The sequence below is a fragment of the Paenibacillus solani genome, from assembly GCF_050475945.1.
Lineage (GTDB): Bacteria > Bacillota > Bacilli > Paenibacillales > Paenibacillaceae > Paenibacillus_AQ > Paenibacillus_AQ solani_A.
The window spans coordinates 23,739-38,491 of sequence record NZ_JBCMXJ010000005.1 but is presented as its reverse complement, the minus strand read 5'-3'; the positions used below and the strand labels follow the sequence as shown (position 1 = coordinate 38,491).

The 14,753-nt window shown below is 43.0% G+C and carries 15 protein-coding genes; 6 read left to right on the top strand and 9 right to left on the bottom strand.

All coding sequences use genetic code 11. The features are described 5' to 3' along the window. Nucleotides 1-28 precede the first annotated feature (28 nt). From ABEQ74_RS01830 to ABEQ74_RS01815, 4 genes are all read right to left on the bottom strand, one after another. Nucleotides 29-526 carry an SMI1/KNR4 family protein gene (locus ABEQ74_RS01830; RefSeq protein WP_430118849.1) on the bottom strand — a complete coding sequence of 166 codons (498 nt, stop codon included), beginning with the start codon at nt 524-526 and terminating at the stop codon, nt 29-31. Between the two features lie 180 nt (nt 527-706). After that, nucleotides 707-2,002 carry an arsenic transporter gene (locus ABEQ74_RS01825; protein WP_430118847.1) on the bottom strand — a complete coding sequence of 432 codons (1,296 nt, stop codon included), beginning with the start codon at nt 2,000-2,002 and terminating at the stop codon, nt 707-709. 81 nt (nt 2,003-2,083) lie between these two features. After that, nucleotides 2,084-2,410 (bottom strand): ArsR/SmtB family transcription factor, encoded by a 327-nt coding sequence (locus tag ABEQ74_RS01820; RefSeq protein WP_430118844.1) that lies wholly within the window; start codon nt 2,408-2,410, stop codon nt 2,084-2,086. 229 nt (nt 2,411-2,639) lie between these two features. Further along, entirely contained in the window at nt 2,640-3,452 is an 813-nt protein-coding gene (locus ABEQ74_RS01815; RefSeq protein ID WP_430118842.1) for a class I SAM-dependent methyltransferase, read from the bottom strand. 391 nt (nt 3,453-3,843) lie between these two features. Between ABEQ74_RS01815 and ABEQ74_RS01810 the strand changes: the two genes are divergently transcribed. Next, a complete protein-coding gene (locus ABEQ74_RS01810) occupies nt 3,844-4,668 on the top strand; it encodes a copper amine oxidase N-terminal domain-containing protein (protein WP_430118840.1) in 825 nt (274 codons plus the stop codon). A 204-nt stretch (nt 4,669-4,872) separates the two neighbouring features. Here ABEQ74_RS01810 and ABEQ74_RS01805 read toward each other — a convergent pair whose 3' ends face one another. Next, nucleotides 4,873-5,703, bottom strand: coding sequence for an ABC transporter permease (locus ABEQ74_RS01805; protein ID WP_430118838.1), 831 nt, complete (start codon nt 5,701-5,703; stop codon nt 4,873-4,875). A 2-nt stretch (nt 5,704-5,705) separates the two neighbouring features. Further along, entirely contained in the window at nt 5,706-6,662 is a 957-nt protein-coding gene (locus tag ABEQ74_RS01800; protein WP_430118836.1) for an ABC transporter ATP-binding protein, read from the bottom strand. A gap of 629 nt (nt 6,663-7,291) precedes the next feature. Here ABEQ74_RS01800 and ABEQ74_RS01795 point away from each other — a divergent pair. After that, nucleotides 7,292-7,939 carry a uridine kinase family protein gene (locus tag ABEQ74_RS01795; protein WP_430118834.1) on the top strand — a complete coding sequence of 216 codons (648 nt, stop codon included), beginning with the start codon at nt 7,292-7,294 and terminating at the stop codon, nt 7,937-7,939. 87 nt (nt 7,940-8,026) lie between these two features. On the opposite strand, the gene ABEQ74_RS01790 is transcribed toward ABEQ74_RS01795, so the two are convergent. Further along, entirely contained in the window at nt 8,027-9,046 is a 1,020-nt protein-coding gene (locus tag ABEQ74_RS01790; protein ID WP_430118832.1) for an alpha/beta fold hydrolase, read from the bottom strand. 145 nt (nt 9,047-9,191) lie between these two features. Between ABEQ74_RS01790 and ABEQ74_RS01785 the strand changes: the two genes are divergently transcribed. Then, nucleotides 9,192-10,100, top strand: coding sequence for a LysR family transcriptional regulator (locus tag ABEQ74_RS01785; RefSeq protein WP_430118830.1), 909 nt, complete (start codon nt 9,192-9,194; stop codon nt 10,098-10,100). 42 nt (nt 10,101-10,142) lie between these two features. Here the strand turns inward: ABEQ74_RS01785 and ABEQ74_RS01780 are convergent, their stop codons facing one another. Together ABEQ74_RS01780 and ABEQ74_RS01775 are read right to left on the bottom strand one after the other, a co-directional pair. Continuing rightward, nucleotides 10,143-11,174, bottom strand: coding sequence for a nitroreductase family protein (locus ABEQ74_RS01780; protein WP_430118828.1), 1,032 nt, complete (start codon nt 11,172-11,174; stop codon nt 10,143-10,145). A gap of 58 nt (nt 11,175-11,232) precedes the next feature. Continuing rightward, nucleotides 11,233-11,715 (bottom strand): MarR family transcriptional regulator, encoded by a 483-nt coding sequence (locus tag ABEQ74_RS01775; RefSeq protein ID WP_430118826.1) that lies wholly within the window; start codon nt 11,713-11,715, stop codon nt 11,233-11,235. A gap of 292 nt (nt 11,716-12,007) precedes the next feature. Between ABEQ74_RS01775 and ABEQ74_RS01770 the strand changes: the two genes are divergently transcribed. From ABEQ74_RS01770 to ABEQ74_RS01760, 3 genes are all read left to right on the top strand, one after another. Continuing rightward, the gene (locus tag ABEQ74_RS01770) at nt 12,008-12,691 is read left to right on the top strand and encodes a response regulator transcription factor (protein ID WP_430118824.1); all 684 of its coding nucleotides are present in this window, start codon (nt 12,008-12,010) and stop codon (nt 12,689-12,691) included. Beyond that, nucleotides 12,692-13,699, top strand: a complete 1,008-nt coding sequence (locus tag ABEQ74_RS01765) for a sensor histidine kinase (protein WP_430118822.1) — start codon at nt 12,692-12,694, stop codon at nt 13,697-13,699. A gap of 101 nt (nt 13,700-13,800) precedes the next feature. Continuing rightward, the gene (locus ABEQ74_RS01760; protein ID WP_430118820.1) at nt 13,801-14,733 is read left to right on the top strand and encodes a VanZ family protein; all 933 of its coding nucleotides are present in this window, start codon (nt 13,801-13,803) and stop codon (nt 14,731-14,733) included. Nucleotides 14,734-14,753 lie beyond the last annotated feature (20 nt).

The following is a 14,753-nucleotide window of genomic DNA, read 5'->3' as shown; positions in this document are numbered from 1 at the left end:
ACCGGAAAATACAGTACCATCTCTAATTTCACTGGAACTCTATTGAGTTTGTCATAATCCAAACCAGAAAGTCTTCGAGATGATTCGCTACTTTTTCAACTTCTTCAAATTCTGGTTCATATCCACGTACAATAGCACCTTTATCATTGTTTAAATCGATTGCATAGAAGGAATACCCACCATCAACTGACATTACGATTGGCAGGTAATTATCCCACCACGCTGTTATTTCTGATCTCCATATATCGTCTTCCGTTGCTGCTTCTAAACTGAGTGATTCAATTTCGTTCCATTTAAACGCATCGTCTGAACGATTATTGTATTCATCCTCACAAAGAAACCAAGTTTTCTCATTAGGAGTGACGCATTGTTTTACCGCACTTAGAAAACCTAAATATTCATTAGGAATTTCTTTATATCTTGATATAAAGGCACCACCTAAATTTATATTGCGATCCCGATCTATGGTTATAGCCCAACCGTTTTCATTAGCCCATGTAATAAATTCACTAATTTTGTTACTCATAGCTCACCTGCTCTCATAAGATTCGATCCAAATTTCTAATAGTTATGATAATTATTCTAGTCAGTTTTCTCCATATCCTGCTTGAACTATCTAATTGTCAGCAGCTCATATCGGATGGATAAGAAAAAGAACAAGCCGAGTGATTGAAATTACCGGCTTGTTCTTAGTATTGCTTGCGAACTATAGTACAGATAACCATAGATACAGCCCGAGCAAAGTAATAAATAACGTAGGAATCGTGAGAATGATTCCCGTTATAAAGTATCTGCCCCAAGAAATTCTGACTCCTTTGGTTGAAAGTACATGGAGCCAAAGCAAGGTTGCCAATGAGCCGATAGGCGTTATTTTAGGTCCCAGATCTGAACCAATGACATTGGCATAAATTAACGCCTCTCGGATCGCTTCAGAGGTTCGGGTGGCATCGATGGCGAGTGCATCAATCATAACGGTAGGCAAATTGTTCATGATGGATGATAGGATCGCAGCAATGAAGCCCATGCCCAGTGTGGCCACAAACATTCCTTGATCTGCAACAGATTGGATGACCTGGGCGAGCAAGTCTGTAAGCCCCGCATTTCGAAGGCCATATACCACGACATACATGCCAATGGAGAAAAAGACAATCGACCAAGGCGCTCCTTTGAGCACCTCTTCAGTTGGAACAGCACGACTTCTGTTAGCAATGAGAAGAAATAAAATAGCAACGAAGCCGACTATGATGGATACAGGAATATGTAGGAATCCGCTAATAAAGTATCCTAACAACAGTACCGTTAGAACATACCAGGAAATACGGAACATTACGGGGTCCTTGATTGCATCGGCAGGATGCTTCAGGCGCTTATCTTCAAATTGACGCGGAATGCTTACTCGGAAAAAGAAGTACAGTATCAAGACGCTGATAATCAGAGAAAACAGATTCGGTATGATCATACGACTAGCGTATTCCGTGAATCCGATCCCAAAGAAATCAGCGGACACGATATTGACCAAGTTGCTTATAACGAGCGGAAGAGAAGTAGTATCTGCTATAAAACCACTCGCGATTATAAAAGGGAACACCTTGTTCTCATCGAAGTGAAGTGCCCTTACCATAGCCAACACAATCGGTGTCAAAATAAGTGCCGCACCATCATTGGCAAAAAAGGCGGATACAATAGCGCCCAGAATACTAACGTAAACAAACAAACGGATGCCGTTTCCATGAGCAGCTCGTGCCACATGTAAAGCAGCCCATTCAAACAATCCAATCTTATCTAGAATTAGTGAAATAATGATGATTGCGATGAAAGCTAAGGTGGCATTCCAGACTATTAGGGTAACATCCCATACATCTTGTATATGAACAACTCCTACGAGCAACGCAAGGATGGCACCTCCGCATGCTGACCATCCAATCGATAGATTTTTGGGTTGCCAGATGACTAGAGTTAAGGTGAGTACAAAAATAATACATGCTAAAACAATTGTTACCATGTCGACCTCCGAACCGTGCAATGTGGATTAACATAAATTAGTATATAATTATTCACTTATATATGGGACGAGAAAAATAACTTATTTACAATCCGAAGTTATTTCTTCCTTGTTCAATGCAGTCAAGATGGCTTTCGAATTAGGCGTATATTCGAGTACGGACTTAATATAGGGTTGATCATCAACATTCAATGAGTAATACACCCATTGGCCGCGTTTATCTTCCTTTACAAGGCCATAAGATTTCAATTTCCGTAAATGCTGGCTTACGCCCGGTTGAGAAATCTCAAGGATATCAACGAGCTCACACACACAAAACTCCCGCTCTCTCAGCAATGCTAAGATCGTCAGCCGAGTACCGTCGCTTAATAGCTTCAGCTTATCCGCCATTTCTTGAATCTGCTCCATATCGTTTCCTCCTTACCCATTATATAAGTGAATGATTATATAATACTCAGATATAAGTTATAAATCAATGGAACAATATTAAGACGAGGGATAACAAGGGATAATAAACACCCATAAGAAGTCGCCAAATGGATGGCGTTTTTATTTTTACTGAGGTAAGTCATTGTCTTGAGATGAAGCCAACAACTTACCTGGTATACATGTAGCCAATACAATGGGAAGGGGGCAACTACAGTTTCCTAGCTTTGACTACAAAAGTAACTGGTAGCATCTTTGCTTTTTTGGCAAAATCGCTGTTATCATTCCTCGATTGCATAATGTCTTCATCAGATTCCTCAATCATTTCCTCAATGACAAATCCCGCCTTGGCCAAAGCATTTACATAGGTAGACAGTTTGCGATCAGCTAATGCTAGCTCACCTTTCTCAAGAGAAACAGAATACCAAGATTCATCGAAATAACATTTCTTGAAGGCAAGCATATCATTTTCCATAACCACACATTTATGTATAGGGTGAGACCAACTGAATATGAAAACACCGTCTTGTTTAAGGTAAGAAGCGATCCGGCGAAAAGTACCTTCGAGGTCGGTGGTCCAGCCGATGGCATAAATTGAATACACAAAGTCAAAATAATCGGTGGGAATGCCGCATTCTTCCTCCATGGGAGAACAGATTAATTTTGCAGAAAGTCCGCACACCTTCAAATGCTTCGCTGCCTTCTCTATTTGTTGTTCCGATATATCTACAGCCCAGAGTTCGGATGCTTGGCGTTCCCCATGATATTGTAAGGATTGACCGTTACCACAGCCGATTTCCAGCATCTTTTTCCCAGAGACATCGCCAAAAAGCTGGCATTTTTCTTCTGAAATAAACGATCCGTAAAAAGGTAGTACAATTGCCCCCAAGAAGTCATTACCGAATGTATCCCAATAATAGCTGTTTGTTTTATGAACATCATTTTTGACCATATCGACCGAGACTGCGCTGCCAACCTCGCCAGCGCCGATAATGTTTGTACTGAAAGCAGAACCCTTGTCCATATGAGCGATCTCCCCCAAATATTAAACAATTCAAAGCATAATCGTATATCCAAGCTTGCGCACTATTCTACTAATAGAGATAGAAGGAGAATAATCTGCCCGGCATAGATCCCCAATAATGTATCATTGTTTAATGAACAAATCTACCTAAAATATTCCAAGTGAACATCAGAAGCTAGACATTGGTAGATGGTAAACGGGGTGTAAGAATATGACCTTAACCAAACCAAAAGCTCTCCTCTAAAATCTGTGCTGGCTTACAATGCGGGGAGAGTGATCACTTACATGATGATCGGTGACTTTTCTTATTCATCTGTAACTTTATTCAATGATTAGACGTTTAAAGGTAGAGATCCAGAAAATATTGGTGCTGTTAGGAGGAGAAATGAATTTGAAAAAGTTACTGTTTAGTATATCGGCGGCCATGATCTTTTTTCTTGCAAACGTCGTGCCTTCACACGCAGCGGAGACTGGTGTGATCGAGAATGGTGTTCTAAAGAACAATCGGGTGTTGATCCCTATACGGTCGGTATCGGAGAACATGGGTATCGATGTAAAATGGAACCAATCTCAAAAAACAGCTCAATTGATCAAAGGCGAGAATGTAATCACTCTCGCAGTCCAATTTAGTAGGGCCTTAGTGAACCAGGATCGCGTTGATTTCGATACACCGGTTGAGCTCATTCATAACACTACCTATGTACCATTAAGGTTCGTCAGCCAAACCATGGGGGCAGATGTGAAATGGGACCAAAAAGTCAAAGAAGCCACGGTTATTCTGGATGGCAAGCAAGTAGTCGTTAAGTTGATGGAGCCGAAGTATCAAGTACCTACTAACCAACGACTAAGCGAGGCGCGTGTCGCACGGTTATCGGAGAAATTGAATGAGGCATCTGATCTCTCGAAAGTGAAGCAGGTTCGCACTTACTTCAAACCTTTTTTTACAGATCGCCTTATTCAGCAAATTATCCAAAAGGAAGGGCTGAGCTATAAAGATATGAAATTTGATATGAATACAACAACCGTGAACTACACAAGCGAAACAAAGGCGACATTTATACAATCCTTTATTCCTGGGAATATATTAACGGGCGAACTGCATTATGTTTTTGATCGGGAATTGCATGTCATTTTTGCAGACGGAGTATGGAAGGTGGACAAGGTTAACGATTATTGGAGACAGATTCCTAACATGGGCTTGGAACCTGATTTTTAAATAATCAAGGTACTGTTAACATGAAGGAATACAACCTCAAATTGTTATGTAAGTTTGAGTTGATATCTAAATAATAAAGGAAGGTTGATCTTCAATGTGATGAAGACCAACCTTTTTTTATTCTTAGCAACAGACATGTATTCTGGTTAGTCCTTTTAATTATTCTAAATGACTTATCGAGGTATTGAGATAGCATTCTTCTTACTATTCAACACGCCAGTCTACCTTTTTTAAAATCAAGACGATGGAAATCAGTGAGAAAAGTAAGAGTACAAGCGTGTTCCAGGCGACAGACGAGGACCAGCCCGAAATCAACACCTCGCGCATGGCATCTGCAGCGTAGGTGGTAGGAAAGATATAAGAGAACCACTGCAGGATTGTAGGCAATTGATTCATATCCACCATAACTGGCGTCAAAAACGAGACGAACATCATCAATGCCTGAACGAGCATGTTGGTCAATTGATGGCTAGGAGACCAGAAGCCGATCAGTACACCTACGCCAACCACGCTGAAAACGGTGAGCAGCAGTACAGGGACAAGTCCCCAGCTATAGTGGAATTGAATGCCGTAAGCTAGTTGGCCAATCATCGCTAAAATAACAAAAGACGGTACACTCATGATCAAGCCGCGCAGCAGATTGGCAAAGATGAAGTTGACCTTGGCTATCGGCAGGGATGAATAGTATGTGAAGTGACCTTGATGCTTCTGCCAAGATATCTCTTGAGCCATGGAATTGAGTCCCATGACGATTAAGCCAAAGAGCATGTTCCCCGTAATAATACGTGTCATAACAGCCGGCGTTGGGTCAACTGTAAAGAATTTGAGAAATAACAGCGTTGTTAGCGGAAACATGCATGCCATGATGAAAATCCAAACCCATGCCTCGCGGATGATTGTGAATTGAATGCGGGCTAGGATCAACCATTCTGTAATTCTGCGTTGGATTATGCTCTGCTGCTCCTGCCCTTGGAGAAAGACTGAATCTTGAAGCTGAAGGTCTTGATTTTGCATGGCTGGTTTTATTTCTCCCATGTTTAGACCACCTCCGCTTTGGCAGGCTTATCTTGTTCATCATCAATGTGAAAATAGACATCTTCAAGATTCGGCGGGACTAAGGAATATTCTTCAATTGGTAAATGCTGCTTGGTCAGGACGTCAATCGCATAACTGGCGTTTTGCTTCTCGATCAGTGCCCGGACTCGGTTTTCTCCCGTTTTGGTCCACTGTCCCAGCGAGCTTAAGCTTTGGCAAACATAATCGCTTTCCCCTAAGGATGTCGTAATTTCGAGCTTCATTCGCTGATCGACCCTTTGTTTTAAGACACTTACATGATCGATGGCCAATAGCTTGCCGTGATTCACTACGGCTACTCTGTCCACAACCTGTTCAGCTTCCAGCACGTTGTGCGTCACCAGAATTATGGTTACTCCTTGGCGATTGCGTTCTTGTATCAGATCCCATACTAGCCTTCTCTTTTTGGGGTCCAGTTCATTGGTTGGTTCATCCAGAATCATGACAGGGGAGAAGCCGATCAAGCAAGTACCGATCCCAATTAAACGTTTCTGTCCGCCGGAAACATTCTTCAGCAGCTTATGACGGAGATCCTGCATTCCAAAGCGTTCCAACAATTCCTCTGTTTGTTTTACGGCGTACTCTTTCGTCAATCCCCGCAATCTTCCTGTAAAATACAAAGCTTCCCAGGTTTTTAAACTGGTGAGGGCGTGGGGCTCTTGTGAGTAGTAAGCCACTTCCTGAGCCACTCGCTTTGTTTGAGTCTGTACACTGGTTCCTTTATAGCACACTGTACCTGAAGTGGGAGCAAGATGCCCTACCATTTGTTTAATCAAGGTGGATTTTCCAGCTCCATTCGGACCAAGCAAACCGAGAATTTCCCCTTGTTGAACGTCGAAGCTTATGTTTTGATTGGCAACAACCTTTCCTTTTTTATACGTTTTATTCACATTCTCTAATTGGTAGATCAGCTTCACCATTCTAAACTCCTTTCTGTTCTTGCTATGTTTATGCTGCTGCGTGTCTGAACCCAGAGAGTATGTATTTTTTGACTGAACATGCTTTTGTTGGATGGTGCCTAAGTATACTATACGGTAAATCAGGCATTAATATAAAGCTATCATTTGTTCTCACAAGGAGTAATGGGCGGCAGGATGGTTTTTGTCTCGGTCTGGGGATGGAGAAGCGGAATGTTGAGTACCGAATCAAAAGTTTCGAGCAGACGGGAATACGTATTTGGCATGCGTGCTTAGCTACAAAATTATATGAAACGAGCGGTTTCATGAGACTTCGTTATGAGGTCAAGAGGTGACCAGAGTTTAAGGTCGGCAACCGCGATTAATATCCTCAATTATATACCGGTTGCTTCCACATAGATGCTTGACAATAGTACCGAATAGCGGCACTTATTGTTTAAGTGGAAACCGAGGACCTTTAGCGCTATTTAGTCAGTGGTGTTGAAGGTTGTTTTGCATATAGAATATCAGCTGGATCCGTTATATTATAATTGCTGTGACAAATTAGCTTAACAGAATGGTATAAAATATGATTACAAATTACATAGAACGAAAGATAGTGAAATAAACCAATAAAGCAAATGGGGGTTAATATGGACCATATATTGCATCAGATAGCGAAATCGATTAGAGGGGAAGAGAACAGATTTATCATTGGGATTTCGGGTCATGGGGCGTCCGGAAAGACAACTTTGGCTCATAATCTGTTAAAACTTTTGGGACATGATCATGTGAACTATATCAATACAGATCCTTATATTATCGGTTCACATCTTAGGAAGTACACTTTAATTAACTATGAATCACATGGTGAAATGCATCAAGAGAAAATGACTGCCTGTCATCCTGCTGCTCACAATGTACTCGCCTTGGAGAGAGACATTCATATGATAAGAGAGGGTTTGGATTTATATACAGTAGGCACGAACTATACAAAGAGTATGTTGCTTTCAGCTGAGAACAAGATAAGTATTGTAGAGGGCATGACAGTTGCTTTTACAGACCCCAATCTATATGATCTGAAAATTTATTTGTATACGGATGAGGAAACCGAACTGATGAGAAGAAGTATACGCGATGTCACTGAAAGAGGAAAAGATATTGATAATTTGAGAAATTCTCATAAACAGCGAAGAATTCAATATGACTTATTTATGCATCCATACCATCGAAATTTTGATGTTGTGATAAAAAATTCCAATGAGGATTATTTTCTTGAAAGAAATGGTATATCAAAATAGAGTGTTTGACAATTAAAAAGGAGGTCAACCAGAAAGTCCTGGTGACCTCATAATATGATCGGACGGGATAACCGTGTTCATGATGATCTAAGTGTTCGTATTTAGCGCCAACAAGCGTTTTAGGTTATCATCAATAAATTGATTATCGACACTGTTGATTCCGCGGCCGGCAAAATGACCCCAGATCGACTCGATCGGATTATAAATAGCGTTTGGCATAAGTTTAGCCTCGTATTCGTTATCATCCGCCGGGCAGAAGAGATCTGTGCTTCCTGGCATGACGCAGGCAAGTGCTTTAATGCTTCCTAGCGCCTTATCAAAATCTCCATTATAGGTGGGGTTCGCACTAATATCTGCATTTTGGCCAGTCCATAACATCGCTAGGACATTGTGCGGATCCATATTCATAAAGCTATCTTCCCAGACCCCAGACATAAAATCTGCCAATGAATCAAATCCCATATCCCGGTAAAGTTCCTCTCTGTAAAACGCGGAAGATACGCCCCATCCTGCATAGACATGGCCAACGGCGCGCATGTCTTCAGAAGTCAACTGATTTAGTTTACTTGTATCGAAGCGGACAGCAGCCATGAGCGGAGCTCTCATTCCTTCCAGGACCATATACGTTTGGGGCCACGTCTTGGCAACTCCGGCGAAAGGTGCAATTCGTTCCACCATGTCTGGATAGCTTGCCCCCCATTGGAACGCTTGAACGCCTCCCATGGACCATCCAACAACAAGAGCGATCTTTCGAATGCCGAATTTTTCGGTCACCAGCCGATGCTGGAATTGAACGTTGTCATAAATGGTTACTTGCGGGAAATTTGCTCGGTCGAATGGGGGAGGCGTGTTACTGGGAGACGAAGATAATCCGTTGCCCAGCAGATTTGGAACGATAATGAAATATTGTTGCGGATCCAGTGCCATGCCGTTTCCAATCAACCATTCATTCTGAATATGCTGATCCCCAAAAGCCGTTGGATAGACAATGACATTATCTTTCTTTTCATTCAATTTTCCATACGTTTTATACGCAAGAAAAGCGCTCGGTAACGTCACTCCTGATTGTAATGTTACGTCACCCAAATCAAAAATCTCATAATCCATGATGTTGTCTCTCCCTTCAAAATGAAACCATACATTAAGAAAATGTATTTCTTGTTGCTAGTATAGATCTGTGTTAGTCTCAATAAAAGTGAATGATATTCAAAGTTATATTCAATTTTTTTGATAGTAAAAGGGGGATCGTATGATGGAGTTGCGCCAATTGATTACGTTCCGCACGGTTGCATCAACTTTAAATTTCAGTCGGGCAGCGGAAGTACTGAACTATGTCCCCTCCAACGTCACGATGCAAATAAAAGCATTGGAGGATGAGCTTGGTGTTCGCCTCTTTGACCGTTTGGGCAAGCAGCTCGTTCTTACAACTGCGGGTAAACGCTTTTTAACTGAGATCCACAGTGTTCTAGACAAATTAGACGAAGCTCGCAGCGTCGTTCATGACAATGAAAATCTTAGCGGCACTCTAACGATAAGTGCTAATGAGGTTATTTGCGCCTATCGGCTTCCAGCTGTCTTTCAACGATTTCGATCTCTCTGTCCAGGAGTGCGTCTCATCTTCCGCTCTGTTCCCAATCAAGAACTGAAGCAAGCGCTCTTTGAGGGAGCCGCGGATGCCGTCTTTATGCTCGACGAACCCATTCGCTCAAGCGGACTTGCAGTGGAGCCGATGGTGGAGGAAACTTTCCGCTTATTCGCCTCCCCAAACCATTCACTCGCGAAACGAACTGAACTACAGCTGGAAGACTTTCACGGAGAAGTGTTCCTGACCAATGAAAAGGGTTGTCCATATCGAACCATGTTTGATCGGGGATTTGAAAGAGAGGGCATAGATACGATTACTTATTTAGAGTTTCAAAGTGCCGAAGCCATTAAACAATGTGCAATTTCGGAAATTGGTATTGCTTTTCTTCCTGAAATCGTAGCGGAAGCCGAAGTTAAACGGGGCGAGCTTGTTGCTCTTCCATGGCAAATTCCTGACTTGCACGTATATACACAGATGTTATGGCATAAAGACAAGTGGCTTTCCCCCATCATGATATCTTTCATTAAAGCCGCAAGGGAGGTTCTCGCTTCAGAAGAAGATAATAGGTCATTATGAAAACATAGCATTGCTTGAACGAAGTGGAAGTGGACACTTTCGTCATAGATGCGTGATGTTAAGGAGCGGGGGAGGAGACGATTCCGATTGCAACGATCGATCGTTTTCTCCGAGCTCCAGTACCGCTACAATCCGCTCCTCCGGCTGAATGCCGAACACCTTGCACTGATCCAGGTCATAAATCCATTCCGGTATCGATCGGCGTGCGTACCACGGTCTAGATTTAACTAATAGTTGTACGTTCTGGATCAAACAGCATATCGCTGCATAATCCTCCTCCTGCTTGTGGGGGTCCTCTTCATGCTCTGCTACAATCAAGAGAAAAGACGATGATGTATTCCCATAAGAATCCAAGAGCTTTCCGGCCGCTTCGCTGCCCGACACATAGATAAAGCGCCACGGTTCTCTTAGTCCGTCGTTCGGGGCCCAGACAGCGTCATTCAGTACTTCCAGAATGCTTTGCGTTGAAACCCGAACACGTGCCGACTGAAGCACATCCGCTTTTCCGCCTTCGCCGATTGCGGTCCATTTCTGCTCCGCCGGCGTTCTTCTTCGGGCTCTCGGAGCTTTATCGTAATATCCAATGTGCAAAATCCCGGCAAACCTTTCACCTTCCTGCAAACCGATTTCCGTAAGAAATGACTCGTTTTGAAACATGGGGTCCGTGTCCCACAGCGCGCCCAATCCGCATTCCCAGCCAAGCAGTTGAAAATTTTGCATTACACTACAGACTGCAGCGTAATTTTCGTCGCTCTGCCGCCGATCGGAGGCGGATTCCGCGATGAAGATCAGGTGAGCGGGAATTTCAGTTACTCGTTTAATGAAAAAATCAATCATTTTAGAGGGCATGAGCTTAACGAATCGGTTTTCCTTCATCTTGGTCATCATGCTCTCAACCAATCTATGACGCGATTCCGGCGTGCCGGCATAAAGACAGCGCCAGCGGCAGGTGCCTTTGTCTTCGTACAGGTTAACCGCATCGTTCAACAAGGATACGACCAGTTCGGGCGCTACCGGCGTTGTGTTGAATTTCCGGATGGTTCTGCGTTCTCTTATCGTTTGGGGAATATTCAATCTGATTCCTCCTTATATATTTAGTTTACTTGTAAACAATAATACCAAAAAAATTTGTTTATCTCTCGCTTATATACCGGGCCATCCCTTGAAAAAACTTTAAAATCGTCTGCAGCTCGCTTTCGGAGTAATCGTCCAAAAATCGCATAAAGCGCTGTTCCTCTGCTTCGTGCATAGTCCGATGCAATTGGAACAGCTGCTTTCCTTGTGTCGTTAGACGAAAATAGACCTCTTTGCGATTGTCATTAAGCTGAGTCCGATGAATAAGGTCAAGCGAAAGCAGCTTCTTGCTGATCTTTGTAATGCTCGCCTTCGACAATTTTAATTTTTCGGCAATCGCGGAATGATTGATCGGTTCATGTTGGCCGATGCAATCCAAGACATGGATGGTCGATAAATTTCCAGGTACGCTTTTCAGTTGATGAAGCTGGATCATCTCTTTGATTTCTTTAAGTTCCAGCTCCATTCGCTGTTCATGCAAATGAGAGAAGTGAAGCAGCTGTTCATAAATGATTGGCTTGATGCGATCAGGGTAATCCATAGATCCGGTTTCACACTCCATATTGTTTACTTGGAAATTAAAATATCACAGTTTGTGAGATTCAGCAAGTGCCGCATGCATCTTGCATGTGATGTCCGACAATCAGCTACTGAGCATTTAAGTGCAGGGTTGGGTTCGCATATGCTTCTAATGGCCTCCATTAACAATTTGCCTGGGTTCCAGAGGGTCATTGGGGAGAGGAGGGTTTTATTTTTCCTATTGAGTTGGTAAACTATCAGAATTAAGATGGGGTCATAAATTCAATCATAACGTTAGGATGATCTGTTTGGATATGAAAATCTTGTTGGTCGAAGATGATAAAACGATTGCATCCGGTCTAGAATATTCGCTGCAGCAAGAGCACTATTCGACCGTTATTTGCCATGATGTCGAATCTGCTAAAAAGGTGCTCGCCGAGGACATCGATCTGTTCGCTTTATGCCTGTTTGATTTACAGCTTCCTGACGGAAGCGGCTATGAATTATGCAAAATGGTGAAGGAGCGGCGAGACATTCCGGTTATCTTCTTAACGGTGATCGACGATGAGGTCAATGTCGTGATGGGGCTGGATATGGGAGCCGATGATTATATTACCAAACCATTTCGAGTTCGCGAACTTCTGTCGCGGATCAAGTCCGTCTTGCGTAGATACCAAAAGCCGTCCCAGGCCAAGAACATTATCGATATCGACAATATCCGTATAAACACGCTAGAAGGTAAAGTCTTTAAAGACAGTGCAGAGATTTCGCTAACTGCTTTGGAGTATCGATTGCTTTTGATCTTTGGCAACCATATTGGACAAGTGCTTTCAAGAACTCAGCTTTTAGAGCAGATTTGGGATGTGGCCGGCGATTTCGTGAACGATAATACATTAACGGTATATATCAAAAGGCTGAGGGAAAAGTTGGAGGATGATCCAGGGAATCCGACTTTGATCAAAACCGTACGTGGCCTTGGATATAAGGTTGGTGATTAGATGCTGCGCAATCGAGAAATTAAGATGTTTTTGCTCGTCATGGGTTCAATCAGCCTAGCGGCGATTGCTGCAGCTTTTATGATATCTTCTGTCGCCGCGGCGCTCGTTTTCTTGCTATCGATTATGCTCATTGGCAGCAGCATGATATATACGAGATGGAGATACCGCGAGCTTGAAAAGCTAACTGTGTACTTGAAGGAAATTAGCAACGGCAATGATTCTCTTTCTCTTGACTTTCGCGATAACCAGGAAGGCGAGCTGAGCATCTTAAAAAATGATATTTACAAAGTGACGCGCATGTTATCGGAGCATCGGTCGCTATTGCAGCGGGACAAACTTCAATTGACGGATGCTATCTCCGATATTTCACATCAGCTCAAAACGCCGCTCACCTCCATGACAGTGATGGCGGATTTGTTAAGCGCCCCTGACCTGCCTTCGGCCAAAAGAACGGAGTTCACCCATCATATTCGCATCCAGCTCGAACGGATCGATTGGCTTGTTTCCTCTTTATTAAAGCTATCGAAAATGGATGCGAAGACCATCCAATTCAAAAAAGATCCAATCCCCATGAAAAACCTTATCCAAAAGGCATTAGAGCCGGTTATGATTCCGATGGATATTAAGGGACAGACGGTTACCATCGACGGCGATGACAACGTCACTTTTGTCGGTGATTTCAATTGGACTGCTGAAGCGGTCATCAATATTTTGAAGAACGGCGTGGAGCATACACCTGAAGGCGGAACGATCACCATCACATTTTCCGAAAACGCGTTATTTACGGAAATCATCATTGCCGACAACGGAAAAGGCATTTCCAAAGAAGATTTGCCTTATATCTTCAAACGTTTTTACAAAGGAAAGAACGCTAGCGAAGGGAGCATCGGCATAGGGCTTGCGATGGCTCATAGCATCATTTCTAGCCAGAACGGTGTGATCGATGTGACGAGCGACAGCGGGAAGGGTACACAGTTTCGGATTAAATTTTATAAGCACGTGATTTAGAGTTGCTCCTTAAGTGACTGAATTGTCACCTCCATCGTCACTGGAAAGTCATATTAGACAGATAAAATGATATTCATCAGAAGAACGATGGAGGTAAGACAATGCAATTGAAGCAGCAGCGTAAGATTATTTTTGCCATCACGATATTCTACACCCTGTTTATTCTTTATTTTTTGTTTTTCGCTTTCGGCAGAGTAGATAAGGTAGATCAAATCAGCGGCTACACTTTTATTTTTTTACCAAACGATTTTTTTAGACTGCCAGGTCTGTCCGATCTTTTACATCCAACATTGATGGACTTTGTGGGCTTCGGGAACGTCGCAGCCTTTATCCCTTTTGGCATTTTGATTCCGATGCTATACCAGACTAGCTTTGTCCGCTTCATAACTTTGTTCATCCTGTCCATTCTGGTGCTGGAGACGATTCAGGCACTAACTTTCCTTGGCAGCTTCGACATGAACGACGTCATACAGAACTCATTGGGCGCAGCCATCGGATTCGGAGCCTACAAACTTGGATTTCGCACGAAAAACTTCTGGAGAAATATTGTTGCTACAGGTATTTCCAGCGTTGTCTTGATGCTCGGCGTGTGGGGGATCTTCGGGGTGGTTGACCAAGTGTTCACTGAAGAAATGGGCCCCTTTGTAGCGATAAACGATTTAAGGGATAGTACTGGGAATCCTTCAACAGGAACCAAACCTTCTAGTTTTAAGATTGGCGGTCAAGACGTGGAACCACAATATAATGTGTATAGCGCCCAAGGTAAGGAAACGTATACGTACACGTTAGGCAATAAGAAGGAGGTATACCTCTTCTTGAATTATGGAATTCCCGATCAAGAGGATTCCCGAGGCTGCATGAGGGTTACCGCCGATGGACATGAGTTCCTGACTGTATCCGTAGAAGCCGGACGCCATGAGCCGGATATGAGCTCCATTTATCTCCCTCAGGCCAATGAGCTTACGATAACCATTGAGGGAAATATAACCCTGTGGGATGTTGGATATAAAGAGATGATATATAGCTGGAATTGAGCATGAGGGGAGGGAGATAT

Bases quoted from the DNA above. Each gene is read 5' to 3' on its own strand.
- ABEQ74_RS01790 (WP_430118832.1), bottom strand. From the start codon at position 9,046: ATGGATTATGAGATTTTTGATTTGGGTGACGTAACATTACAATCAGGA.
- ABEQ74_RS01770 (WP_430118824.1), top strand. From the start codon at position 12,008: ATGAAAATCTTGTTGGTCGAAGATGATAAAACGATTGCATCCGGTCTA.
- ABEQ74_RS01760 (WP_430118820.1), top strand. From the start codon at position 13,801: ATGCAATTGAAGCAGCAGCGTAAGATTATTTTTGCCATCACGATATTC.
- ABEQ74_RS01800 (WP_430118836.1), bottom strand. From the start codon at position 6,662: ATGGTGAAGCTGATCTACCAATTAGAGAATGTGAATAAAACGTATAAA.
- ABEQ74_RS01820 (WP_430118844.1), bottom strand. From the start codon at position 2,410: ATGGAGCAGATTCAAGAAATGGCGGATAAGCTGAAGCTATTAAGCGAC.
- ABEQ74_RS01825 (WP_430118847.1), bottom strand. From the start codon at position 2,002: ATGGTAACAATTGTTTTAGCATGTATTATTTTTGTACTCACCTTAACT.
- ABEQ74_RS01815 (WP_430118842.1), bottom strand. From the start codon at position 3,452: ATGGACAAGGGTTCTGCTTTCAGTACAAACATTATCGGCGCTGGCGAG.
- ABEQ74_RS01765 (WP_430118822.1), top strand. From the start codon at position 12,692: ATGCTGCGCAATCGAGAAATTAAGATGTTTTTGCTCGTCATGGGTTCA.
- ABEQ74_RS01785 (WP_430118830.1), top strand. From the start codon at position 9,192: ATGGAGTTGCGCCAATTGATTACGTTCCGCACGGTTGCATCAACTTTA.
- ABEQ74_RS01805 (WP_430118838.1), bottom strand. From the start codon at position 5,703: ATGGGAGAAATAAAACCAGCCATGCAAAATCAAGACCTTCAGCTTCAA.
- ABEQ74_RS01795 (WP_430118834.1), top strand. From the start codon at position 7,292: ATGGACCATATATTGCATCAGATAGCGAAATCGATTAGAGGGGAAGAG.
- ABEQ74_RS01830 (WP_430118849.1), bottom strand. From the start codon at position 526: ATGAGTAACAAAATTAGTGAATTTATTACATGGGCTAATGAAAACGGT.
- ABEQ74_RS01775 (WP_430118826.1), bottom strand. From the start codon at position 11,715: ATGGATTACCCTGATCGCATCAAGCCAATCATTTATGAACAGCTGCTT.